General features: G+C 63.0%; 20 protein-coding genes. 1 reads left to right on the top strand and 19 read right to left on the bottom strand.

The genetic code is table 11. The features are described from left to right. Positions 1–4: 4 nt before the first annotated feature. The 5 genes from NKG59_RS08190 to NKG59_RS08170 form a co-directional block, all read right to left on the bottom strand. Positions 5–733 carry an amino acid ABC transporter permease gene (locus tag NKG59_RS08190; RefSeq protein WP_045203762.1) on the bottom strand — a complete coding sequence of 243 codons (729 nt, stop codon included), beginning with the start codon at positions 731–733 and terminating at the stop codon, positions 5–7. Between the two features lie 98 nt (positions 734–831). Continuing rightward, on the bottom strand, positions 832–1,740 hold the full coding sequence (locus tag NKG59_RS08185) for a glutamate/aspartate ABC transporter substrate-binding protein (protein WP_045203763.1): 909 nt from the start codon (positions 1,738–1,740) through the stop codon (positions 832–834). Between the two features lie 521 nt (positions 1,741–2,261). Continuing rightward, positions 2,262–3,563 (bottom strand): Glu/Leu/Phe/Val family dehydrogenase, encoded by a 1,302-nt coding sequence (locus NKG59_RS08180; protein WP_253536300.1) that lies wholly within the window; start codon positions 3,561–3,563, stop codon positions 2,262–2,264. 151 nt (positions 3,564–3,714) lie between these two features. Then, complete coding sequence (locus NKG59_RS08175; protein ID WP_004633215.1) at positions 3,715–4,659, bottom strand: LysR substrate-binding domain-containing protein; 945 nt, start codon at positions 4,657–4,659, stop codon at positions 3,715–3,717. A 15-nt stretch (positions 4,660–4,674) separates the two neighbouring features. After that, positions 4,675–6,513 carry an ABCB family ABC transporter ATP-binding protein/permease gene (locus tag NKG59_RS08170; RefSeq protein ID WP_253536298.1) on the bottom strand — a complete coding sequence of 613 codons (1,839 nt, stop codon included), beginning with the start codon at positions 6,511–6,513 and terminating at the stop codon, positions 4,675–4,677. A gap of 92 nt (positions 6,514–6,605) precedes the next feature. On the opposite strand from NKG59_RS08170, the gene NKG59_RS08165 reads away from it, so the two are divergent. Continuing rightward, the gene (locus NKG59_RS08165) at positions 6,606–7,043 is read left to right on the top strand and encodes an acyl-CoA thioesterase (RefSeq protein WP_024976649.1); all 438 of its coding nucleotides are present in this window, start codon (positions 6,606–6,608) and stop codon (positions 7,041–7,043) included. 65 nt (positions 7,044–7,108) lie between these two features. Here the strand turns inward: NKG59_RS08165 and NKG59_RS08160 are convergent, their stop codons facing one another. The 14 genes from NKG59_RS08160 to NKG59_RS08095 form a co-directional block, all read right to left on the bottom strand. Then, positions 7,109–7,873 carry an enoyl-CoA hydratase gene (locus NKG59_RS08160; protein WP_253536296.1) on the bottom strand — a complete coding sequence of 255 codons (765 nt, stop codon included), beginning with the start codon at positions 7,871–7,873 and terminating at the stop codon, positions 7,109–7,111. 26 nt (positions 7,874–7,899) lie between these two features. Continuing rightward, entirely contained in the window at positions 7,900–8,865 is a 966-nt protein-coding gene (locus NKG59_RS08155) for a DegV family protein (RefSeq protein ID WP_253536294.1), read from the bottom strand. A 226-nt stretch (positions 8,866–9,091) separates the two neighbouring features. Then, the gene (locus tag NKG59_RS08150; RefSeq protein ID WP_092973292.1) at positions 9,092–10,291 is read right to left on the bottom strand and encodes an acetyl-CoA C-acyltransferase; all 1,200 of its coding nucleotides are present in this window, start codon (positions 10,289–10,291) and stop codon (positions 9,092–9,094) included. Positions 10,292–10,333: 42 nt separating this feature from the next. After that, complete coding sequence (locus tag NKG59_RS08145) at positions 10,334–12,814, bottom strand: 3-hydroxyacyl-CoA dehydrogenase/enoyl-CoA hydratase family protein (protein WP_253536292.1); 2,481 nt, start codon at positions 12,812–12,814, stop codon at positions 10,334–10,336. Between the two features lie 74 nt (positions 12,815–12,888). Next, on the bottom strand, positions 12,889–14,676 hold the full coding sequence (locus tag NKG59_RS08140; protein ID WP_045203771.1) for an acyl-CoA dehydrogenase C-terminal domain-containing protein: 1,788 nt from the start codon (positions 14,674–14,676) through the stop codon (positions 12,889–12,891). A gap of 51 nt (positions 14,677–14,727) precedes the next feature. Next, on the bottom strand, positions 14,728–15,318 hold the full coding sequence (locus NKG59_RS08135) for a TetR/AcrR family transcriptional regulator (RefSeq protein WP_021196492.1): 591 nt from the start codon (positions 15,316–15,318) through the stop codon (positions 14,728–14,730). A 404-nt stretch (positions 15,319–15,722) separates the two neighbouring features. Next, positions 15,723–17,387, bottom strand: a complete 1,665-nt coding sequence (locus NKG59_RS08130) for an acyl CoA:acetate/3-ketoacid CoA transferase (protein ID WP_253536291.1) — start codon at positions 17,385–17,387, stop codon at positions 15,723–15,725. Positions 17,388–17,429: 42 nt separating this feature from the next. Then, complete coding sequence (gene clsB / locus NKG59_RS08125) at positions 17,430–18,698, bottom strand: cardiolipin synthase ClsB (protein WP_253536290.1); 1,269 nt, start codon at positions 18,696–18,698, stop codon at positions 17,430–17,432. Next, positions 18,695–19,441, bottom strand: a complete 747-nt coding sequence (locus NKG59_RS08120) for an endonuclease/exonuclease/phosphatase family protein (protein WP_045203774.1) — start codon at positions 19,439–19,441, stop codon at positions 18,695–18,697. Before NKG59_RS08120 ends, clsB begins: the two co-directional genes overlap by 4 nt. Position 19,442: 1 nt before the next feature. After that, complete coding sequence (nudB, locus tag NKG59_RS08115) at positions 19,443–19,928, bottom strand: dihydroneopterin triphosphate diphosphatase (protein WP_253536288.1); 486 nt, start codon at positions 19,926–19,928, stop codon at positions 19,443–19,445. Between the two features lie 116 nt (positions 19,929–20,044). After that, positions 20,045–20,905, bottom strand: coding sequence for a hypothetical protein (locus NKG59_RS08110; protein WP_253536287.1), 861 nt, complete (start codon positions 20,903–20,905; stop codon positions 20,045–20,047). Positions 20,906–21,067: 162 nt separating this feature from the next. Then, positions 21,068–22,939 (bottom strand): aspartate--tRNA ligase, encoded by a 1,872-nt coding sequence (aspS, locus tag NKG59_RS08105; protein WP_092973306.1) that lies wholly within the window; start codon positions 22,937–22,939, stop codon positions 21,068–21,070. A 50-nt stretch (positions 22,940–22,989) separates the two neighbouring features. Continuing rightward, a complete protein-coding gene (locus tag NKG59_RS08100) occupies positions 22,990–23,727 on the bottom strand; it encodes a DUF502 domain-containing protein (RefSeq protein ID WP_037027596.1) in 738 nt (245 codons plus the stop codon). A gap of 31 nt (positions 23,728–23,758) precedes the next feature. Then, positions 23,759–24,100, bottom strand: coding sequence for an FmdB family zinc ribbon protein (locus tag NKG59_RS08095; RefSeq protein ID WP_045203778.1), 342 nt, complete (start codon positions 24,098–24,100; stop codon positions 23,759–23,761). Positions 24,101–24,279: the final 179 nt, after the last annotated feature.

Here is a 24,279-nt window from a genome sequence, read left to right as displayed (position 1 = left end):
CCGATTACTTGCCACCGATGAAGCCAGGCAGCCGGGAACGTGCTTCCACCCAGCGCATCAGGCCCATTACGGTCAGGTTGATCAGCATGTACATCAGCGTCACGGCGATGAACGATTCGTACGGCTGCGCGGTGTAGTCAACCAGCTGGCGACCCTGTGCGGCAAGCTCAAGCAAACCGATGGTCGACGCCACGGCCGAGTTCTTGAAGATATTCAGAAACTCCGACGTGAGTGGCGGCACGATGATCCGGAACGACATCGGCAGCATCACGTAGCGATACGTCTGCGCCAGCGTGAAGCCCATGGCCAGGCCGGCGTTGCGTTGACCGCGCGGAAGCGAATTGATACCCGAGCGCACCTGCTCACAGACACGCGCCGCGGTAAAGGTACCGAGACAGAGCATCGCAGACAGGAACATCGCCGTATTGGGGTTCATCTGCTTGATGTAATCGCCACCCGGCACGAGTTCGGGCATGACGAAGTACCAGATGAAGAGCTGCACGATCAGCGGAATGTTGCGGAACAGCTCAACGTACGCTGCGGCAAGGCCCGACAGCCACTTGTTCGGCACCGTACGCAGCACGCCCAGCACGGAGCCGATGACGAGCGCAATGATCCAGGAAGACAGGCCGAGCACGACGGTGGTCTTCAACCCCGCCAGCAGCCAGTCCAGATAGGTCTGATTCTGGGCGGCTTCCGTAAAGAAAACGCCCCAGTTCCAGTGGTAATTCATGATGGTTCCCTCAAAAAGAAACGGAAGGGAGAAGACCTGTTAACCGGCCTTTGCCTTCCGTTTCGTGACGCTTGTATCAGGCCCGTTGAGGGAGCCGATCAGTCAAGAGCCTTGTCGTTCGGGTTCTTGATCAGCGCCTTCATGTCGTCCGACAGCGGGAACTCCATGTTCACGCCCTTGGGCGGAACCGGCTGTTCGAACCATTTCTTGTACTCGGCTGCGATCGAGCCGTCCTTCATCATGCCGGCGATGGTCTTGTCAGCCAGTGCCTTGAACGGCTTGTCGTCCTTGCGAACCATGCAGCCGTAGGCTTCGCGCGATTGCGGCTTGGCCACGACCACCCAGTCAGTCGGGCTCTTGGCCTTGGCGCGCTCGCCGTACAGGAGGGCGTCATCCATCATGAACGCCACAGCGCGGCCCGATTCCAGCGTCAGGAACGACTGGCCGTGGTCCTTCGTGCTGATGATGTTCATGCCCATCTGTTTTTCATCGTTCATCTTGCGCAGCAGGCGTTCCGACGTCGTGCCGGCGGTGGTCACGACGTTCTTGCCCTTGAGCTGTGCCCAGTCGGTGATGCCCGAATCCTTCTTCACCATGATGCGCGTGCCGATGATGAAGATGGTGTTCGTGAACGATGCTTGCTTCTGGCGCTCGAGGTTGTTCGTGGTCGAGCCGCACTCCAGATCGATGGTGCCGTTCTGCAGCAGCGTGATGCGGTTTTGCGAAGTGACCGGGATCTCGTTGATCTTCAGATCCTTCAGGCCGAGCTGCTTCTTCACGTCCTCGGCAATCTTGGTGGCGACGTCGTACGAATAGCCGATCGTGCGGACACCGCCGACGTTGTAGCTGAACGGAATCGACGAATCACGCACGCCCAGCGTGATGGTGCCGGTGTCTTTGATCTTCTTGAGCGTACCAGTCAGCTCTTCTGCGTGGGCTGCGCTGCCGAATGTACCAACGGCGACACCAACGGCTGCAACCACGGTTGCCAGCTTGGCGAGGTTCATGAAAGTCTCCTTTTGACCATGAAAGAGAAAGACGGGACTGTACCAAAAAACGTTTGGCGACAGTATTGGTGTTGCCACTAAATCGTTGAATCCAACGGAGTTTTTCCTCTGGCGCGGACCTTGCCGCAACCGCGCTTTCCAGGCAACCGGATACCTTACGCTGTGCTTTTCCGAAAATCTGGAAAAGACGTGCAGCGCCAGACATGGCAACGCTCTGCAACATCGGCACGCATGCCAGATTGCTTGAGCGGATCACCGCCAATTGCTAAGGAAAACAAGGGGAAATAAAGCCCGCCCGATGTGCGCTCTCTGTCGCTTAACGAACCCGACTTGAGGATGGGAAGGACGACGATGATGCCATCGCCCTTCTCATGGTGCGGTACTCCGGAACGTTATGGTTCGTCCCATGAGCACCGGCTTTCTTCAACCGTCGCGCATGGCCGCCTGATCGGCAGCAACGCGATAGACCAGTGCAGCGCCCTGTTGGGGCACCGCGCCGGTATTGATCAGCGCGTTGCCGATCAGGGGTACAGACCGCGCTCTTGGCGGGCCTGCAGAATCCGCGTACAGGCGATGATGAACGCCGCCGTACGCAGAGTAACCTTGTTGTCCTGCGCCACTTGCCAGACGCCACGGAAGGCGTCTTGCATGATCCGTACCAGGCGCTGGTTGATCTCGTCTTCGGTCCAGAAGAAGCTCGAGAAATCCTGCACCCACTCGAAATAGCTGACCGTCACGCCGCCGGCGTTGGCAATCACGTCCGGGCAGACCAGGATGCCGCGATCGCGCAGGATGTCGTCCGCCTCGGGCGTTGTGGGGCCGTTTGCACCTTCCACGACAATCTTTGCCTTGATATGGGGCGCGTTCTTCGCAGTGATCTGGCCTTCCAGCGCGGCCGGAATCAGGAATTCGCAGTCCAGCGCCCAGAAGTCGTCTTGCGAGACGGTCTCTGCAACAAAGCCGGCCACGCTGCCATTGTGGTCAACGTGCTTGATGAGCGCGTCGACATCCAGGCCGTTGCCATTGAACACGATGCCCTTGTGGTCTTGCACGGCAATGACCTTGGCACCAGCGTCGTGGAACAGCTTGGCGGCCACGCTGCCCACATTGCCGAAGCCCTGCACCACCACACGCGCGCCCTTGACGTCGATGCCGAGGTTGCGTGCGGCTTCGCTGCCGACCACGAACACGCCACGGCCAGTAGCTTCACGACGGCCCAGGCTGCCGCCCAGCGCGATCGGCTTGCCGGTCACCACGCCGGTGGCGGTGGAGCCTTCGTTCATGGAGTACGTGTCCATCATCCACGCCATGATCTGGGCGTTGGTGTTCACGTCCGGAGCCGGAATGTCCTTGTTCGGGCCGATGATGATGCCGATCTCGCTGGTATAGCGGCGGGTCAGGCGTTCGAGCTCACCGGAAGACAGCTTGCGCGGGTCGACGCGGATACCGCCCTTGGCACCACCGTACGGCACGTTCACAGCCGCGTTCTTCACCGACATCCACGCAGACAGCGCCATCACTTCCGACAGCGTCACGTCCTGGTGGAAACGCACGCCGCCCTTGCCCGGGCCGCGCGACGTGTTGTGTTGCACGCGGTAGCCTTCGAAGTGGGCGATTCGGCCATCGTCCATCTGGATCGGCACGTCGACGATCAGCGCGCGCTTGGGGCGCTTGAGCGTTTCAACCCAACGTGCGAGCGAGCCGAGATAGGGGGTGACCCGATCGACCTGCTGCAGATAGATGCCCCATGGGCCAAGATTGTCGGCCGGCAGATAGGACGGGATGGAGTGCTGGAGTGTCGACGGAGATGCGACATTGGACATGGCTGTCTTCCTTTTTTGGACCTTGGTAAGGCCCTTCAAGTCCCACAAAATGCCCGCCAGCTTAGGGACCGCCCAGAACGAAATCCAATGCCGTTTTTACATTGGGTTATGCATTGAACGCATAACCCCGTGGTCGAATCCGATAGCCCGCTCAGCCCGCCAGCGCGCTCCATAGCGTGTCGATCAGTTCGCGCTTGCGCTTGGACTGGGGGTGCCGACGGTCGTGGGCGCCGCTTTGCGGGTGCTCGCGATAGAGCCGGATTTCCATCTCGATCGACAACGTACCGCCGCCTTTGCCTTCCGCACGCACCAGGCGTCCCGCTGCCACATCCTCCCGCACCGCACTCTCGGGCAGAAACGCCACGCCATGGCCAGCCAGCGCCATCACCTTGAGCGCTTCGGCCATGTCGGTTTCGTAGCACTTGTCGAGCAGCGGTGCCACGGGCGAGTTTTCCAGCAGCACATCCACCATGCGGCCCAGAAAGGCATTGGGCGTGTAGCTGAGGTAGGCGATCGGCTTGCGTGCGGTGGGAACAAGCCGATAAATCGGCCGCCCGCTTGCATCGGGCTTGGAAAACGGCGAAAGCCGCTCGGTGCCAAGCACCAGCATGTCGTAACGCGTAGGGTCGAGCTGGATCATCTGCCGTGCGTGGTGATAGACCATCACGAGATCGCAACCGCCCTCCACCAGCGTCATCACCGCATCGTGCACATTGAGCGCGCGCAGCCTGCATTGCAGCTTGCCGATCTTCTCTTCCACCTGCGCGAGCCAGCCGGGGAAGAACGTCAGCGATAGCGTATGCGGCACGGCAAAGTCGATCGTCGACGCACTGGCCGGACGCTGGCCGCGCATCAGGGCGCGCGTCTCACTCACCTGGGCGAGCATCGCCAACGCCTGTTCGTAGAAGACCTCTCCGGCGGGAGTCAGGCGGGTTGGGTAGCTTGATCGGTCGATCAGCTCATTGCCGAGCCACGCCTCGAGGGATTGAATGCGCCGCGAAAACGCCGGCTGTGTCACGTGCCGCAATTCGGCCGAGCGCGAAAAGCTGCGCGTCTCCGCCAGGCTGATGAAGTCTTCCAGCCATTTGAGTTCCATCGCGTTGTCTCTCCCTCAACCTGCTCGGGTGTCTTCTGTTTCTTCGGCCACGCGTTCGGGCTCGCGTGCCTGCATGCGCCACATCTGCGCGTAACGGCCTTCCGCACGCAACAACGATTCATGCGTTCCGCGCTCGATGATGCGGCCGTGTTCCATCACCAGAATCTGGTGCGCACGCACGATGGTCGACAACCGGTGCGCAACGACCAGCGTGGTGTGGTTCTGCGCCAGCCGCATCAGCTCTTCTTGAATGGCGTGCTCGGTACGCGAGTCGAGTGCGGACGTTGCTTCATCAAACACGAGAATCGGCGGGCGCTTGAGCAAGGTACGTGCAATCGCCACACGCTGCTTCTCGCCGCCGGAGAGCTTCAGACCGCGCTCGCCGACTTGCGTCTCGTAGCCATCAGGCAGCGATTCGACAAAGTGGTGGATCTGCGCCGCGCGGGCGGCTTCGATCACCTCGTCGCGCGTGGCTTCGGGGCGGCCGTAGGCGATGTTGTAGTAGATGCTGTCGTTGAAGAGCACCGTGTCTTGCGGAACGATGCCGATGGCCGCACGCACGCTGGATTGCGTGACGTCACGCAGGTCCTGGCCGTCGATCTGGATAGCGCCGGACTTCACGTCATAGAAGCGGAACAGCAAGCGTGCCAGCGTCGATTTGCCCGAGCCGCTTTGCCCCACGACCGCCGTGGTCGTGCCGGCAGGAATGGTGAAGTCCACATCGAACAGGATCTGGCGCTTGGCTTCGTAGCTGAAGTCGACATGCGCGAAGCGGACTTCGCCCGCGTGCACCGCCAGCGGTTTGGCATCGGGCTTATCAGCCACTTCGCGATTGGTCTGCAGCAGGTGGAACATGCGGTCCATGTCGGTCACAGCCTGCTTCAGCTCTCGATAGATCACGCCCAGGAAGTTGAGCGGAATGTAGATCTGCAGCATCAACGTGTTGACGAGCACCAAGTCGCCCAGCGTCATGTGCCCCGCCGCTACCCCTTGAGTGGCGCGATACAGAATCAGGATGAGCGCGGTGGCCACGATGACCTGCTGACCGAAGTTCAGCACCGACAACGAGTTCTGTGAGCGGATCGCAGCCGCGCGGTAGTGCTTCAGGTTCTCGTCGTAGCGACGTGCTTCGTAATCTTCGTTGCCGAAGTATTTGACCGTCTCGAAGTTGAGCAGCGAATCGATCGCCTTCTGGTTGGCGCGCGAATCCAGCTCGTTCATCTTGCGGCGAAAGTGCGTGCGCCAATTCGTCACCGTCACCGTAAAGACGATGTAGCTCACGAGCGCGCAGAACGTGATGAGCGCGAACCACACGTCGTATTTCACGAAGAAATACGTGATGACGAGGCCGACTTCCACCAGCGTCGGCAGGATGCTGTACAGCGAATACGAAATGAGCGACTGGATGCCACGCGTGCCGCGCTCGATATCGCGGCTCATACCGCCCGTCTGGCGCTCAAGGTGAAAGCGCAGTGACAGCGCATGCAGATGCCGGAACACCTGCAGCGCGAGCGTGCGCACCGAACTCTCCGTCACCTTCGCGAACAAGATTTCGCGCAGCTCCGAGAACAGCGACGTCGACAACCGCAGCAGCCCGTAGCCAATGATGACGCCCACCGGCACAACCAGCAGCGCGCGGGGGTCGGACGGCGACACGTTCATCGAATCGATCAGCCGCTTCATGACCACCGGTACACCAAGGTTTGCCACCTTGGCCGCGATCAAGAACGACAGCGCCAGCGCCACGCGCCATTTGTAGGCCAGCAGATATGGCAGGAGGCTCTTGATGGTGCGCCAGTCGCCGCGGGCAGCCCCCGGCGGAGGTGGTTCGGAAGAGGCGGGAAAGCGGCGCATGTGCGGTGCAATAAAATGGCGGATTGTGTATTCTCCCACCGATCACCTGCGCGCGCGCCCTGGGCCCGCTGGTGGGCCCTCCCTCCGCTTCAATGCTGCCCTGCATCATCATGTCCGATACCCAAGCCACCACTGAAACCGTCACGCTGCCCGCCGACAAGCAGCCCGCCGTGCGCGTGATGCCCATGCCCTCCGACGCCAACGTCCACGGCGATGTTTTTGGGGGCTGGATCATGTCGCAGGTGGACATCGCCGGGTCGATCCCTGCCGTGGTGCGCGCCAACGGCCGTGTCGCCACGATCGCGGTCAACTCCTTCGTCTTCAAGCAGCCCGTGTACGTGGGCGATCTTGTGAGCTTCTACGCCAACGTGGTCAAGACAGGGCGCACGTCGATTACTGTGGACGTGGAGGTCTATGCGCAGCGCATGCACGCCAGCGGCCGCCACGCCACCGTCAAGGTCACGGAAGCCACTCTTACCTACGTGGCCACCGACGAGACACGCAAGCCGCGCGTGCTACCGCCGCTCTGAACCGGCAGCGCTCAACAAAAAACCCGGCCTCGCGCCGGGTTTTCTTTTGCGTATGAACGCTTCGCTCAGTTGAACTTGGAGAAATCCGGGCGGCGCTTTTCGAAGAACGCCGTGAACGCCTCGCGCGCTTCCGGCGCGCGCAGCATCTCGCCAAACTGCTTGCCCTCCACCGACATGCGCTCCGCAATCTGCGGCGTGGCGCCTTCCTTCATCAAACGCTTGGTGGCGCGCAGCGATGCGGGCGGCAGCAGCGTCAGCTTACGCGCCTGCGTATGCACGAAGGCATCCAGCTCGCCGGCCGGCAGCACGCGGTTGACCAGGCCGAGTTCGCGCGCTTCGTTCGCGTCAAAAGGCTCGCCGAAGAGCAGCTTGTCCGCCGCGCGGTGATAACCGGCAAGTTGCGGCAGCAGCAAGCTTGATGCGGCTTCCGGGCAAAGGCCCAACTGCGCGAACGGCATCGACAACTTGGCTGTCTCGGATGCGTAGACGAGGTCGCAATGCAGCAGCATCGTCGTGCCCACGCCGACAGCCGCGCCGCTCACAGAGGCAATCAGCGGCTTGGTCGCCCTGCTGATCGCCTTCAGGAACTGGTGCACGGGGGCGCTCTCGTCCTTGGGCGGGTTCTTCATGAAGTCTTCGAGATCGTTGCCCGCCGTGAACACGCTCTCGTGGCCGGCCAGCACGATCACGCGGATGGCAGGATCGGTCTCGGCGGCCACCAGTGCATCGGCCAGCGTTTGATACATCGCGGCCGTGATGGCGTTCTTGCGATCCAGGCGGTCAAAAGTGAGCGTCAGGACGCCGTCTGCGGTCTCGGTACGAATCGACATGAAAACTCCAGGTGAAACCTGCGCGGCTAGATCGGCACAGGAGAGTCAGATAGATAACCGACGGAGAACGCGTTGGCCCCCACGTTCAACGCCACGGTCAGGCTCATCGGCGCGAGCAGCACTTCCACGCCGTGATCCTGTGCGGTTCGCATCAACGCTTGCACCGGCTCCATGCGGCGCACGGTGTCGAGCGAACCGGAATACGTGATCGCCACCACGGGCGTGGCCAGACGCTCCTCGGCGATCATGGTTTCGGTATGCGCCATCAGACGGCGGATGCCTTCATCGGAACCGCGCACCTTGGCGATGGCTTCCGTCTCGCCCCGGTGCATATGGATGAGCGGGCGCACGTTGAACGCCGTGCCCATCATGTAGCGGCTCCAGGTGATGCTCTTCTCGCCCTTCTGCTTGGCGCGCGTGTACATGTACAGCAGCTCATCGGGCACGAGATAGACGTGCGAGGCATCGCGCAGGCGGTTCTCGACCACGTGCACGACGTCACGCACCTCCGCGCCCTCACGCAGCATGCGCGCGGCTTCGTGCACCATCAGCGCCTGGCCGGGGCCAATGGCACCGGTATCCACCACCGTCAACTCGAACAGCCCCGAGCGACCGGCATCCTTGCGTGGCTTGAAGCTCTTGGCGGTGGTGCCCACCACCGCGCCAGTTGCATGGCTGTAGAAATGGCTACGCGAGCTGGCAATCGTCAGCAGCAAGGCACGGTCGTACTGCGTGACCACGTGCTTGAGCAGGTAGTCTTCGATCTCGCGCTCAAGCAGCGGAATTGATTCGGCATAGTGATCCTGTTTGTCGACGAGGTACTTGCGATAAAGCTGCGGCAGCGCCGCCTCGTCGCGACGGTCTTCTACGAACAATTCGCCGGCACGAATGCGGAACGGCACCACGCCCAAACCCAGTTGATCGATCATCGAGCGCGGCATATCGCATGCCGCATCGGTCAATACGATTGTGTCGCCGACAGTGTTGCCCATCGCGCGCCCTCCTCTTGGTGCACCGCCGGTGACCCGGTGGTGTGTCTCCTCTGTTGCGGAGTCGTGGCTCCGCTTCTATTGCGATACCGGCTTGGTGCCGGCCGCATTCTTCGGCGCGCTTGTTCTGGACGACTGCGCGCCTGCGCAACTATGCGTGGTGAGACGGGCGATTAGCAAGCAGGGGAAGGCCCTAAAAAGCTACCTGAGCCTTCCCCCTTGCGTGGGGTCACATGCGTTCGAAAATGCCCGCGGCACCCATGCCGGTGCCGACGCACATCGTCACCATGCCGTACTTCTGGTTGCGACGGCGCAGGCCGTGCACAACCGTGGCTGCACGGATGGCACCGGTCGCGCCCAGCGGATGGCCCAGCGCAATCGCGCCGCCCAGCGGGTTGATCTTGCTGGTGTCCAGGCCCAGGTCCTGGATCACGGCCAGCGATTGCGCGGCAAACGCTTCGTTCAGCTCGATCCAGTCAATCTGATCCTGCGTCAGGCCGCCAGCCTTCAGCGCGGCAGGAATCGCTTCCTTCGGGCCGATACCCATGATTTCCGGCGGGACGCCGCGCACCGCAAACGATACGAAGCGCGCCAGCGGCACCAGGTTGAATTGCTTCAGGATCTTTTCCGACACCAGGATCAGCGCACCCGAGCCGTCCGACGTTTGCGAACTGTTGCCGGCGGTCACGCTGCCCTTGTTGGCGAACACGGCGCGCAGCTTACCCAGGCCTTCGACCGACGTATCGGCACGCGGGCCTTCATCCAGCGACATCGTGCGCGTCTTGATGTCGATCGCACCCGTGCCCAGGTTCGGGAACTTCTCGATGATTTCGATCGGGGTGATCTCGTCCTTGAACTCGCCGGCTTGCTGCGCGGCCAGTGCCTTCTGGTGCGAAGCGAGCGAGAAGGCATCCTGCGCCTCGCGCGAAATCTTCCACTGCTGGGCGACCTTCTCGGCCGTCAGGCCCATCCCGTAGGCGATGCCGACGTTCTCGTCACGCGTGAAAATTTCGGGCGACATCGACGGCGAGTTGCCCATCATCGGCACCATGCTCATCGATTCCACACCGGCGGCGATCATCACGTCGGATTCACCCACGCGGATGCGGTCGGCAGCCATCGCCACGGCGGTCAGGCCCGAGGCGCAGAAACGGTTGACGGTCACGCCGCCCACGGTGTTAGGCAGGCCGGCCAGCAGCGCGCCGATACGCGCCACATTCAGGCCCTGCTGCGCTTCGGGAATCGCGCAGCCAACGATGGCGTCTTCGATCAGCGCCGGGTCCAGGTTCGGCACCTGGGCAACGGCGCTCTTGAGGATGGTCGCCAGCAGATCGTCGGGGCGCAGATTCTTGAGCGTGCCCTTGGGTGCCTTGCCGATCGGGGAACGCGTCGCGGCGACGATGTAGGCGTCTTGCAGTTGCTTGGTCATGATGAAATTCCTGTTCTCGTTTTCGTCTACAGGTCGCGCGGGTCAGTTACGAACGGGCTTGCCGGTCTGCAGCATGCCCATGATGCGTTCCTGGGTCTTGGAGCTGCCGAGCAGATCCACGAAGGCCTTGCGCTCCAGCGCCAGCAGCCATTCTTCGTCCACCAGCGCGCCGGCTTCGACGTCACCGCCGCACACGGCTTCAGCGATGCGCGAGGCGATCGTGAAGTCGTGCTGCGAGATGAAGCCGCCATCACGCATGTTCACCAGTGAAGCCTTGATCGTGGCGATACCCGAACGGCCCGCCACCGGAATGCCCACCGGACGCAGCGGCGCGCGGTAGCCCGAATCGGACAGCGCACGGACTTCGTTGCGCGCAACGTGCAGCAATTCGTGCACGTTGAACACGATGGTGTCGGTCGGCTGCAGGTAGCCGATCTTCTGCGCGTCCAGCGCCGAGCTCGACACCTTGGCCATGGCCGCCGCCTGGAAGCGGTTGGTCAGGAACTGCAGGATGTTCGTGCTGCCTGCCGCCTGTGCAGCCTTTGCAGCGGCCAGCGCCGCTTCCTTCAGGCCACCGCCCGCCGGAACCAGGCCCACGCCCACTTCCACCAGACCGATATACGTTTCGAGCGCAGCCACACGCTTGGCCGAGTGCAGCAGCAGCTCGCAGCCGCCGCCCAGTGCGATGCCCGATGCGGCCGACACAACCGGCACGCCGGCGTACTTCACGCGCATCATGCCGTCCTGGAATTTCTTGACGAACGGCTCGATGCCCTTGGCGCCGCCCATCATGAAGGCCGGCATGGCTTCTTCCAGGTTGGCGCCGGCCGAGAACGGACCGCCCGGCGCACCCAGCTTGAGCGACGTCGGCTGCCACACCACCAAGCCCTTGTAGCCAGCTTCGGCCAGATCAACTGCGCGCGTCAGACCGTCGATGACGCTCGGCCCGATCGTGTTCATCTTGCTCTTGAACGAAACGATCAGCACGTCGTCCTGCCCTGCCGCGTCGTCCACCCAGATGCGCACGGCGTCGGTCTCTTCAATGGTCTTGCCATACGTGAGCGGGTTGACCGTCGTCGCACCCTTGATCGGCGCACGGAACACCTGACGGCCGTACACCGGCAGCGTGCTGCGCGACAGGAACGTGCCTTGGTTGGCCGACCACGAACCCTCTGCCGAATGCACACCGCCGTTGTCCGCCACCGGGCCGGAGAACACCCACTGTGGCAGCGCCGCGTTCGACAGCGCCTTGCCAGCTTCGATGTCTTCCTTCACCCACTCGGCCACTTGCTTCCAGCCGGCCTCTTGCCAGTCTTCAAACGGGCCGCTGTTCCAACCGAAGCCCCAGCGAATTGCCAGATCGACTTCTGCAGCGGAATCCGCAATCTGCTCCAGATACACAGCGATGTAATGGAACACGTCGCGGAATACCGCCCACAGGAACTGCGCCTGCGGGTTGGTCGATTCGCGCAGCAGCTTCAAACGTTCGGCAGGCTCCTTCTTCAGGATGCGCACGACGATGTCGTCCGCCTTCTTGCCGCTCGGGCCGTACTGGCCGCTTTGCGGGTCCAGCACCTTGATTTCCTTGCCTTCCTTCTTGTAGAAACCGGCGCCTGCCTTCTGGCCCAGGGCACCCGCTTCCACCAGCTTGGCCAGCACCGGCGGCGTGGCGTAGACCGGGGCGAACGGATCGTCCTTCAGGTTGTCCTGCATCGTCTTGATGACGTGCGCCATGGTGTCCAGACCCACCACGTCGGCCGTGCGGAACGTCGCCGACTTGGCGCGGCCCAGCTTCGAGCCCGTCAGGTCATCCACCACGTCGAACGGAATGCCGTACTTGGCCGATTCTGCAAACACCGCCAGGATCGAGAAGATGCCGACGCGGTTGGCGATGAAGTTGGGCGTGTCCTTCGCGCGCACCACGCCCTTGCCGAGCGCGGAGGTCAGGAACGTTTCCAGCTTGTCGAGGATGTCGCCGCGCGTATGTGCGGTCGGGATCAACTCGACCAGATGCATGTAGCGCGGCGGGTTGAAGAAGTGCACGCCGCAGAAGCGCGACTTCAGCTCGGCATCAAAGCCGTCCGACAGTTCGGTAATCGACAGGCCCGAGGTGTTCGACGCAAAGATCGCATGCGGAGCAATGTGCGGCGCGACCTTCTTGTACAGATCGTGCTTCCAGTCCATGCGCTCGGCAATGGCCTCAATGACGAGGTCGCAGTCGCGCAGCTTTTCGATGTCGTCTTCGTAGTTGGCAGCCTGAATCAGGTTGGCGTCGTCCTTGATGCCAAGCGGCGCCGGCGACAGCTTCTTCAGGTTTTCAATGGCTTTGAGCACGATGCCGTTCTTCGGGCCTTCCTTGGCCGGAAGATCGAACAGCGTGACGGGAACCTTGGCGTTGACCAGGTGCGCGGCAATCTGCGCGCCCATCACGCCGGCGCCCAGCACAGCAACACGCCGGACGAGGAAGTTGGAGCGCTGGCCGGCCTGCGGCTGCGCGCTGGTGGAGAGTTCAGTGCGGGTCATGGTGTCCTCGCGGGGAGAGAGGAAGAGACGAGGGGGCGACGTTTGCATACGTCGCCCCAAGAGAATGCGGCTGTTTAGAACAGATCCGCTTCGAGCGCCATCAGCGTCGCGCCGCCGGCACGTGCCATGCGGATCTGCGAAGCCGTTTCGGGCAGCAGCTTGGCGAAGTAGAAGCGCGCCGTTGCCAGCTTGACCTTGTAGAAGGTGTCGCCGCTGTTTTGCTTTTCCAGAGCGATCTTGGCCATGCGGGCCCAGAAGTACGAGAACACCAAGTGGCCGACCACACGCAGGTACGGCACCGCCGCCGCGCCCACTTCGTCCGGGTTGGCCATGGCCTTCATGCCGATTTCCATGGTCAGCTTCTGGACCTTGTCACCAATGTCGGCCAGCGGATTGATGAACTCCTGCATGGCTTCGTTGGTGCCTTCGGCTTCCACAAAGTCCTGGACCAGCTTGCCGAACTTCTTCATCTTGGCGCCCATGTCGCCGAGGATCTTGCGGCCCAGCAGGTCCAGCGACTGCACGGTGTTCGTGCCTTCGTAGATCATGTTGATGCGGGCATCACGCACGTATTGCTCCATGCCCCACTCGGCGATGTAGCCATGGCCACCGAACACCTGCATGCCTTCGTTGGTGGAGATGAATGCGTTGTCGCTCAGAAAGGCCTTGGCGATCGGCGTCAGCAGCGCGACCAGATCAGCCGCGTCCTTGCGCGCGGATTCATCTTCGTGCGACAGCTCGCGGTCAATCTGCAGTGCGATCCAGTAGCTGAATGCGCGGCCGCCTTCTGCAAAGGCGCGCTGCGTCAGCAACATGCGGCGCACATCCGGGTGCACGATGATCGGGTCAGCCGGCTTGTCCGGTGCCTTCGGGCCCGACAGGCTGCGCATTTGCAGGCGTTCCTTGGCGTAAGCGGCCGAGTTTTGATACGCAACTTCGGTCAGACCCAGGCTCTGCATGCCGACGCCCAGACGGGCGGCGTTCATCATCACGAACATGGCGTTCAAGCCCTTGTTCGGCTCGCCGACCATCCAACCGCGTGCGCCGTCCAGATTGATCACACAGGTGGCGTTGCCGTGGATGCCCATCTTGTGTTCGATGGAGCCGCACTTCACAGTGTTGCGCTCGCCGGGGTTGCCGTTGGCATCGGGGATGAACTTCGGCACCACGAACAGCGAGATGCCCTTCGTGCCGCCCGGCGCGTCCGGCAGGCGTGCCAGCACCAGGTGGATGATGTTTTCGGCCAGGTCGTGCTCGCCCGCCGAGATGAAAATCTTCGTGCCGGTGATGGCGTACGAGCCATCGGCCAGCGGCTCAGCCTTGGTACGCAGGATGCCGAGGTCGGTGCCGCAATGCGGCTCGGTCAGACACATCGTGCCGGTCCACACGCCCGACACCAGCTTCGGCAGGTAGCGCTGCTTGAGCTCGTCGGTGCCGTGCGCGTGCAGGGCTTCGTACGCGCCATGCGAGAGGCCGGGATACATCGTCCAGGCCTGGTTGGCCGAGTTCAGCATCTCGTACAGCGCATTGTTGATCAGGATGGGCAGACCCTGGCCGCCGTACTCGGGATCGCAGCCCAGCGAGGGCCAGCCAGCCTCAACGTACTGCTGATACGCTTCCTTGAAACCCTTGGGTGCCGTCACCACGCCGTCGCCGTGGTAGGTGCAGCCCTCCCGATCGCCGGACTGGTTGAGCGGGAAGATGACTTCAGAGCAGAACTTGCCCGCTTCCTCGATCACCTGATTGATGGTGTCTGCATCGATCTCCGCGTGCTGCGGCATTTGCTTCAGGTGGTCCTCCACGCCGAGAAGTTCGTGGAGAACAAACTGCATGTCACGCAGCGGTGCGGTGTATTGACCCATCTTGCAACTCCTTGGTGTGTACTGCGCGACCGCTAGGTGTGCGATGCCGCGTCAGGTTCGGTAAGACTGAATGAGTTTGTTAAGCGCCACCATGGCCAGCTCGGCGCTGTTCGGCAACCGCAGGAAACGCGCATCGTGATGCAGACCCAGCTCCAGGCTGTACATCTCGAAGAGCATCAATTGCGGGTCCGCTTCTGCACGCAGGTGGCCTTCTTCCTTTGCCTGTGCGATCGCGCGAGCCAATGCTGCACGCCAGATCGTCACGCTCTTGACGAGTTCGTCGCGCACCGGGCTTTCGGCACGATCGTCGTACTCCACCGCGCCGCTGATGTAGATGCAGCCCGTGGTCACTTCCTGAATGCGACGCTCCATCCAGCGTCGCACCATGCTCCACAGGCGCGGCAGACCGCGCGGTTCCGTCAAGCTCGGGTAGAAGACTTCCTGCTCGAACCGTTTGTGATACTCGCGAACCACTTCCACCTGCAGATCCTCACGCGAGCCGAAGTGCGCGAACACCCCGCTCTTGCTCATCTGCATGCGCTCCGCGAGCACACCGATCGTCAATCCTTCCAGTCCGTCGCGCGAAGCCAATTCCAGCGCGGCATCGAGAATCGCCGCACGCGTCAGTTCGCCCTTGCGCATCGGGGTGGCTGCTGCGTGATTTGATTCGAGACGAGCGGTCGGGTGACGCATGATGATTTCTCTCCGTTCTTTTCTGGGGCGTGACACGCGAGAAAATTGGCTTCTTGCAGGGCGCCTTTCGCGTGCCGGGCAGGACTGTAAACCAGCCTGCGCGAACACTCTAGCCCAAAATCGAACGGTCGTTCAATTATTTACAGGGGCTCTTGGAGCGGCAAGTGTTTTATTAGAAAGCGGCATCTAAATGGCGACTCTGAATCGCCACCTTCCGCGGTGCAGCGCAAATCCCGTAAACCCTTTAGATGAAAGGCTTCGCAGGGTGTGCGCCGCACCCATAAAACGCGTGCGGCGCAGCATATCTGACGGATTTTCTAGTGCTACCCATCAGTAAATAAACCGGCGTAAATTCAGACCGGCGCGATGCCTGCGGACATGGCACCACGGCGGAAGATGCGGGCGTCCATTTGGCGCAGATCAGCTGCCACGGCAACCTCCGCAGCGCACTGATCTAACACGTCGCGCTGCAGGTCGATGCCGGGAGCGATTTCGGTCAGCGTGAGGCGCCGGCTGCCGCGGCCATCGTCACGCATTTCGAAGACAGCGCGCTCGGTCACGTAGCGCACGGGAATGCCCGACCGCGCGGCGTATTCACCGTTGAAGGTCAGGTGCGACACGGCCGGCACGATCTTCTTGAGCCGTCCTTCCCGCACGATGCGCAGCTTGCCGTCCTCGGCTTCGACCTGCAGGCCGCCAGCGGTGAGCGTGCCCATGAACACGACCGAGCGTGCGCTCTGCGTGATGTTGATGAAACCGCCGACGCCCGCGACGACGGTGTCGCCGCCCTCGCCAAACAGGCTGACGTTGACGTTGCCGGCGCCGTCCAGTTCTGCCAGGCCGAGGATGGCGAGATCGATGCCGCCACCTTCGTAGAAGTCGAACTGCGCTGGCTGATCCACCACGGCTTCAGGATAGGCCGAGGCGCCGAAGCTGAGGCCATCTGCCGGCGTGCCACCGATTGGGCCAGCCTCCACGGTGAGCGTAAAGCCACGCGCGCCTTCCTGTTCTGCCAGGGCTCCGACCGCTGCAGGCATGCCCACGCCCAGATTCACGACGCGCGGTTGCTGCGCCATCAGTTCCAGCACGGCGCGGCGTTGCACCAGCGTACGGGCATCAAGCGCGCCGTGCTGGCTGGTCTCCAGCGCCTCGCTCGCTTCGATGGCGTCTTCCTTGAGCTGGATCGCCTCGCCTTGCCAGGGCCGGATATAGGTCGGGTTGAACGCCTCACCGAAGGTCATCTGGTGCTCGGTTTCATCGTCAGCAACGACCACGTAATCGACGAGGATGCCCGGCACGTGGATCGCCTGCAGGTTGTCGTGCCGATCGACGAGCCGACGCACCTGCGCGATGACGATGCCGCCCGAGTTGCGCGCGGCTTGCGCCATGGCCAGCAGTTCGTGATGAAAGGCTTCTTCGTGCGTGCTGATATTGCCGCGGGGGTCGGCGGCCGTGCCGCGCAAGAAGACGCAGTGCAGCGGAAAGCTGGGGTAGAAGAGATAGTCTTCGCCGCGAAAGCGTTCGTACTCGACCCACGAGGCCGTGCCTGCTGCGCGCGCCGCCTTGGCGCGGGCATTGATGGCGCCGCCGTGGTAACGGGCGTCAAGCTCCGTGCGTGGGTCGACGAAGGTGTGCAGACCCATCTTGGTCAGCACGCCGGGCTTGCCACCCGCGATGGCTCGGTACAGATGCGTGAGCACGCCCTGGGGCAGGTTGAATGCATCACATTGCTCGGCAAGCGCTAGGTCCGCCAGTCGCGTGGCGGAGCGCCAATGCCCGCCGACCACACAGCGCGTCATCCCGGGATTGCCGAAGTGGTTGACGCCGCGCGTGGCGCGATCGCCCTGCCCGGCGGAGTAGACCAGCGTGAGATCGCGCGGCTCGCCGGTGGCCAGAAAGCGGCGTTCGAGCGCATGCGTGACGGCCTCTGCATGGCCCGCGCCGACAAACCCTGCGCACGCAACCGTCCACTCCGGCTGTACCAACCGCGCCGCCTCATCGGCTGTGATGACTTGCATGTCTCCTCCGTCTTGTTATGTTTTTTTCAGATGTCTGCACCGCTAATACTGCGCTGCGCGCCCGCTGATGACGACGCCAAGGCGCACGAGCCGGTAGGCGCACCAGTCTGCCAGGCGCCACCACCAGCGGCGCGCGGCGTGCTCATCAGCCAGTACGCGGCGTGCGTGATGAGTGATCGCGTCTTCAAGCGCGCCGCGCAATTCGTTGGCCACGGTTGCATCCCACGCGACGACGTTGGCTTCGCGTGCCAGCAACAGGCTGAACGGGTCGATGTTGCTGGAGCCGACGGTGGCCCAGCGGTCGTCCACCACGGCCACCTTGGCGTGCAGGAAGCTGGCCGTGTATTCGTGGATCTCGACGTTGTCCCGCAGCAGCATGTGATACAGCGAACGCGTCGCGTAGTGCTGCAACCGGTATTCGACCTGTCCTTGCAGCAACAGGCGAACGCGCACACCGCGCTGGCGGCATGCCGCCAGCGCACGCATGAAACGCACGCCCGGCAAGAAGTACGCGTTGGCGATGATCACCTCGTGCCGCGCCACACCCAGCGCGCGCAGATATTCGCGTTCGATCGCGCGCCGGTTGCGGACGTTGTCACGCAGCACCAGCGAAGCCAACACGGTGCCCGGTGCGCGCGCACTTTCTCGCCCGGACGCGCCGCGATGCCGTGGTCGCAGCGTATCGGTCATCACCGGAAAGTCGGCGGCGACACCCGTGACGCCTACCTCCCGCATGCCTGCGCGCACGCCCATCTGCCACCAGAGCCGATCGACGGTCAGCGCAATCTGCGCGACCAGTGGCCCGCGCACCCGCACGGCAAAGTCGTAACGCGGTCCCAGCGCAGCGTCGTGAAATGGCGCGTGATTCAGGTCGTCGATGATATTGATGCCGCCCACGAACGCCACGTGGTCATCGATGACTGCGATCTTCCGATGCAGCCGGCGCAAGTAGCGGCGTTGCAGGCGGAAACCGCGCACCGGACGATAGATGCGCAAGATCACGCCCGCCCCTTCGAGCATCGCGGCGATGCTGGGGGGCAGCGGGCTGGTGCCGAAGCCGTCGATGGTCAGGTGGACATCCACGCCACGGCGTGCCGCGCGGGCGAGCGCTTCGGTCACACGGTGGGCGGCGGCGTCGTCGGTGTAGATGTAGGTTTCAAGCGCGACACGGCGTTGCGCGGCATCGATGGCCTCGATCAAGGCCGGGAAGAACTCGGCACCGCCGCACAGCAGGTCGACGTCGTTCCCCGGCAGGGGCTTACCCCGCCGCCACTCCGAGCGCAGCGGACCCGCATCGCGCACGACCCTCATGGATGCGCCAGTTCCGCCAGCAGGGGCACGTGATCGGAGCGCTGCGCCCATTCGCGGCCGGTCAGCGCATGCGCCCGTTCGATCTCGAACCCGCGCACGTAAATGCGGTCCAGCCGCAGCCAGGGCATGTGGCTCGGGAAAGTGCGCACCGGGCGCGTATCGGCGGCCTTGTCGGCCACTTCGGTCGCACCCAGCGCCTGGCAGATCATGCGATCGAGCCGGTTGTTCCAATCGTTGAAATCGCCCGCCACCACGAGCGGCGCATCTGGCGGCACGACCGAACGCACGCGATCAACGAGCGCTTCAGCCTGCCGCTGCCGGCTGCGTGCAAACAGGCCGAAGTGCGCGCACAGCAGATGCACTTCGCCAAAGCCAAGATCCGTCACGGCGTGCAGCAGGCCGCGCTGCTCAAAGCGGTGGTCAGAGATATCGAGGTTTTCCGACAGCAGGATCGGATACCGCGACAGGATGGCGTTGCCGTGGTGCCCGTGCTCGTAAACGGCGTTGCGGCCATAGACCGTGTGCGGATAGACGTCGGTCGCGAGGTAGCGCAGTTGCGTGTAGTTCGGGTCGAACAACTCGGCGGCGACGAGGCGATCGTTGCGGTCCTGCACTTCCTGCAGAAAGACGATGTCGGCGTCCATGGTATGCAGGCCCTGCCGCACGTCATGCACGCGCACGCGCCGCGCAATGCCCGTCACGCCCTTGTGGATGTTGTAGGTGGCGACGCGCAAACGCAGCATGTCAGGCTCGGTCCTTTGTCAGCGCGGCCTGACGCGCGTGATAGGCAGCAAGGCGTTCGGGCAACTGCAAAATGGCCTCGGCGTTGCTGCGTGAGAAGCACCGCTCGGCAGCCTCTTGGTAGGGCAGCCATTCGGCCTGCACATGCTCGCGCGGTGACATCCGTACCGACACCTTGCCGCTCACCAGCAGGCCAAACCAATGCTCGGTGTTGCGCGTAACGCCCGGCGCGTAGCGGTGCCGCCAGCGGGGGTAGATCTCGTATTCGATGTGGTGACCCCAGTCGATCAGATGATGCTGGGCCGCGTCGATGCCGGTTTCTTCGAGCGCTTCGCGGCGAGCCGTGTCGGCCAGGGGCTCGTCGAGCGTATCGCAACTGCCGGTCACGGATTGCCAGAAGCCCGGATGATCTGCCCGCTCCATCACCAACACATGCAAATCGGGCGTGTGAATGACGACGAGAACGGAGACGGGAATCTTGTGCGACATGGGTGCGGTTGCTGCGTGCTTCGATGGGCGGCGCGATCGCGCTGCAAGGCAATAGCTTACCGCAGCCAGAAGCGTGCCACCGTGACGCTCAGCGTGCTGCCATGCCGTGGCAACAATCAGGCAGCGCGCAGCGGCCCTTGACCGGTGCGTGTGCGGGCGAGCCACAGCGCTGTCTCATCCGTCGCCGTTTCGTGACCAAGCTCGCGGCGAGCCACAGCAAGCAGCGGATCGAGCATCGCTGCATAGTCATCGGCAGCGCGCTGCGATTGCGCCCACAACGCTTCTGTACGCTCGCCGATTTGTTGGCGCAGCGCAGCGAGCTGCGCGGTCAATTCGCGTTCGCGATTGCCCAGCGTGTTGAATTTCTGAATGAGGAAGCGCTGTACATCGGTCTGCTCCGATTGCGCGTTGGCCTGGTCGAAGCGTTCAACAATGGCTGAGGTCTCGCGCTCAATGCGATGCAGCTCGCTGGTGCCCTCACGCTCAGCGGTCTCCAGCGCTTGCAGGGCGCGGCGTTCGGCCTGCAAAACACGTGCGTGGTCGGCAAAGCGAAGTTCTGCCGCCAAATGCGCTTCGGCCAACGGGCGCGGTGTGTCATATACGAGCGGATGCACAGGCATGCCCGGTGCGGCCGGCGGCAACGCCGTGTCGGGCAAACGCAGGTTGGCGACCGCGTGCAGCCAACGCATCCGCTCCGCCGCAAGGTGACCCAGCGCGCGCATCGCCTTGACCAAACCCGGAGACGCCGCCGATGCGGGTACCGACAGATGTGCGCTCTGCGCCGCTGCCGCAATTTCGGGCACGCAAGCCGCAACCGTGGTGGCCACTGCTTCGGTCATGGCCATGGCGGCACGCCGCGTGGCACGGCGAATTTCGATCCACGCCAGCGTCATCACCACCAGCGCGGCGATCAACCAAGTCAACAAGAACTCGGCATGTGCGGCGATCCATGTGCGCGCAAAGTCGATGTAGTCCATCTAAACACTCCTCCTTCGTCGTCACCCAACGTGACAGAAACGAAAGATTCGGTTTAGCACGCAATGTTCCCGATTGCTGCGCGTTGCCCGGCAGGCGCCCAAAAACAAACCGCGCCGCCCTTGTCAGGCGGCGCGGTCTTTGTGAAGCGTCAGCGCGGGCGCTTAGGCAGTCGTTGCAGCCGTCGGCGCGGCCACTTTGGCCTCGGCAGCACGCAAGCGGATGTGCAGTTCGCGCAGTTGCTTTTCGTCAACCGGGCTCGGTGCCTGCGTGAGCAGATCCTGCGCACGCTGCGTCTTCGGGAAGGCGATCACGTCGCGGATCGAATCCGCACCGGCCATCATCGTGACGACGCGGTCCAGACCGAACGCGATGCCGCCGTGCGGAGGCGCGCCGTACTGCAGTGCGTCGAGCAGGAAGCCGAACTTGGCACGCGCTTCCTCATCGTTGATCTTCAGCGCGCGGAACACCTTGCTCTGCACTTCTTCGCGGTAGATCCGCACCGAGCCGCCGCCGATTTCCCAGCCGTTGAGCACCATGTCGTAAGCCTTGGCGATGCACTTGCCCGGATCAGTTTCCAGGTATTCCAGGTGTTCGTCCTTCGGGCTCGTGAACGGGTGGTGCATGGCCACCCAGCGCGCGTCTTCCTCGTCGTACTCGAACATCGGGAAGTCGATCACCCACAGCGGCTTCCAGGCATCTTCGAACAGTCCGTTGCTCTTGGCGAAGTCCGAATGACCGACCTTCAGGCGCAGCGCACCCATCGCGTCGTTGACGACCTTCGCGCGGTCAGCGCCGAAGAACAGGATGTCGCCATCTTGTGCGCCGCTACGCTTGAGGATCTCGGCGATGGCCGCGTCGTGCAGGTTCTTCACGATCGGCGATTGCAGGCCGTCACGGCCCTTGGCCACTTCGTTGACCTTGATCCAGGCCAGGCCCTTGGCGCCGTAGATTTCGACGAACTTGGTGTATGCGTCGATATCGCCACGCGACAGGGAAGCACCGCCCGGCACGCGCAGTGCTACGACGCGGCCGCCTTCTGCGTTGGCCGGGCTCGAGAACACCTTGAAGTCGACGTCCTTCATGGCGTCGGTCAGCTCGGTAAATTCCAGCTTGACGCGCAGGTCCGGCTTGTCGGAACCGAAGCGGGCCATCGCCTCGCGGAATTCCATCACCGGGAACTTGGCATCCAGCTCAACCGACATGGTGTTCTTGAACACCGTGCGGATCATCTCTTCAAACAGGTCGCGGATTTCCTGCTCGCTCAGGAACGACGTTTCGCAGTCGATCTGGGTGAATTCGGGCTGGCGGTCAGCACGCAGGTCTTCATCGCGGAAGCACTTGGTGATCTGGTAGTAGCGGTCAAAGCCCGACACCATCAGCATCTGCTTGAAGAGCTGCGGCGATTGCGGCAGCGCGAAGAACTGGCCGGCGTTCACGCGCGACGGCACCAGGTAGTCGCGCGCGCCTTCCGGCGTGCTCTTGGTCAGCATCGGCGTTTCGATGTCGATGAAGCCCTTGTCGTCCAGGTACTTACGCACTTCCATCGCGACCTTGTAGCGCAGACGCAGGTTGTACTGCATTTGCGGGCGGCGCAGGTCCAGCACGCGATGCGTCAGGCGCGTGGTTTCCGAGAGGTTGTCGTCGTCCAGCTGGAACGGCGGCGTGACGGAGGCGTTGAGCACCGTCAGCTCGTGGCACAGCACTTCGACCTTGCCGCTGGTCAGGTTGGCGTTGGTGGTGCCTTCCGGGCGGGCGCGCACGACGCCCTTCACCTGCAGGCAGAACTCGTTACGCACACCTTCGGCCACCTTGAACATCTCCGGGCGGTCCGGGTCGCACACGACCTGCACCAGGCCTTCACGGTCGCGCAGGTCGATGAAGATCACGCCACCGTGGTCACGACGACGATGGGCCCAGCCCGACAGCGTGACGCTCTGGCCGAGCAGTTGTTCGGTGACCTGACCGCAGTATTGAGTACGCATTTGCATGTTGTGGTTTTCCGCGAAGCGCGCCGCCAAGAAAACGTCGCGCATGAAAGTTGATTGGGGGCCGGGGTCGATTCGACTTCGTTCGTATCGTCGGCTCAGGGTGCCGCGATGGCGCCGCCCTCTGCAGGCAGCGCGGTCGGATTCGAAGGGTCGCGCGGCCCTTGAGCCGGCGACCGGTCCTCCGTCTGTGGCGAGGCATCGGGCGGGTCCATGCGGCGCGGCAGCGCTTCGGGCGCCACCACCCCCATCGACACGATGTACTTGAGTGCCGCATCCACCGTCATGTCCAGCTCGATGGTGTCGGCCTTGGGCATCATCAGGAAGAAGCCCGACGTCGGGTTGGGCGTGGTCGGCACGTACACGCTGACGTACTCGCCCTGCAGATGGTTCTCGACATCACCGCCGGGGCGGCCGGTCAGGAAGGCGATCGTCCACGAGCCTTCGCGCGGGTATTGCACCAGCAGCGCCTTGCGGAACGCATTGCCGTTGGACGACAGCAGTGTGTCCGACACCTGCTTCACGCTCGAATAGATCGGGCCGACCACAGGAATGCGGCCCACGAGCGCCTCCCACCACAGCACCAGCTTCTGGCCGATGAAGTTGTGCGCCAGCACGCCCACGATCAGGATGAACGCCAGCGTGAGAATCGCACCCACGCCGGGAATGCGCCGGCCAAACAGCTGATCCGGCTGCCATGCCGACGGCAGCAGCGCCAGGCTCTGGTCCATCGTGCCGATGATGAGCGACAGCACCCACAGCGTGATCGCAAGCGGGACAAGCACCAGAAGACCGGTCAGGAACCATGTCTTGAGTGCGCTGGTTTTCTGTTTCATGGGGCGATGGACCGAAAGGTGAGCGATGCGATCAGTGGCAAGCGCACGACGTGCCACAGCCACCGGACGCGGCCGGCGTACTGGCACTGGACGACGCGCTGTCCGACGAGGCGGCAGCTGCCGCAGGCGCAGCAGCGTCCGTCTTGGCCGCCGGACCGGCTGCAGGTGCCGCAGCCGAGGCACCGCCCGAACCGCCGCGGAAGTCCGTCACGTACCAGCCCGAACCCTTGAGCTGGAAGCCGGCAGCGGTTAGCTGCTTCTTGAACGCCGGCGCGCCGCATGCGGGGCAATCCGTCAGCGGAGCGTCGCTCATCTTCTGCAGCACATCTTTGGCGTGGCCGCAGGCGTCGCATCGATAAGCATAGATCGGCATGGTGTCCTCACCCTGAAACAAACAAATGACAAGAAAGCGATTGGATTGCCCGCGCTTCCCGCAAACACGGTGCGGGAAATAATGCACACGGGCTCACGCAAGATCGGGGCAGCTGCGCGCCATACAAGTGCTGGCGCGCAAAGCCTTGAATTATAAACCCTTTTGGGGGAATTCCCGAC

The sequence above is a fragment of the Ralstonia chuxiongensis genome, assembly GCF_024158925.1.
Classification (GTDB): Bacteria; Pseudomonadota; Gammaproteobacteria; order Burkholderiales; family Burkholderiaceae; genus Ralstonia; species Ralstonia chuxiongensis.
The sequence above is the reverse complement of the archived record's forward strand: the minus strand, read 5'-3'. Positions and strand labels throughout refer to the sequence as shown.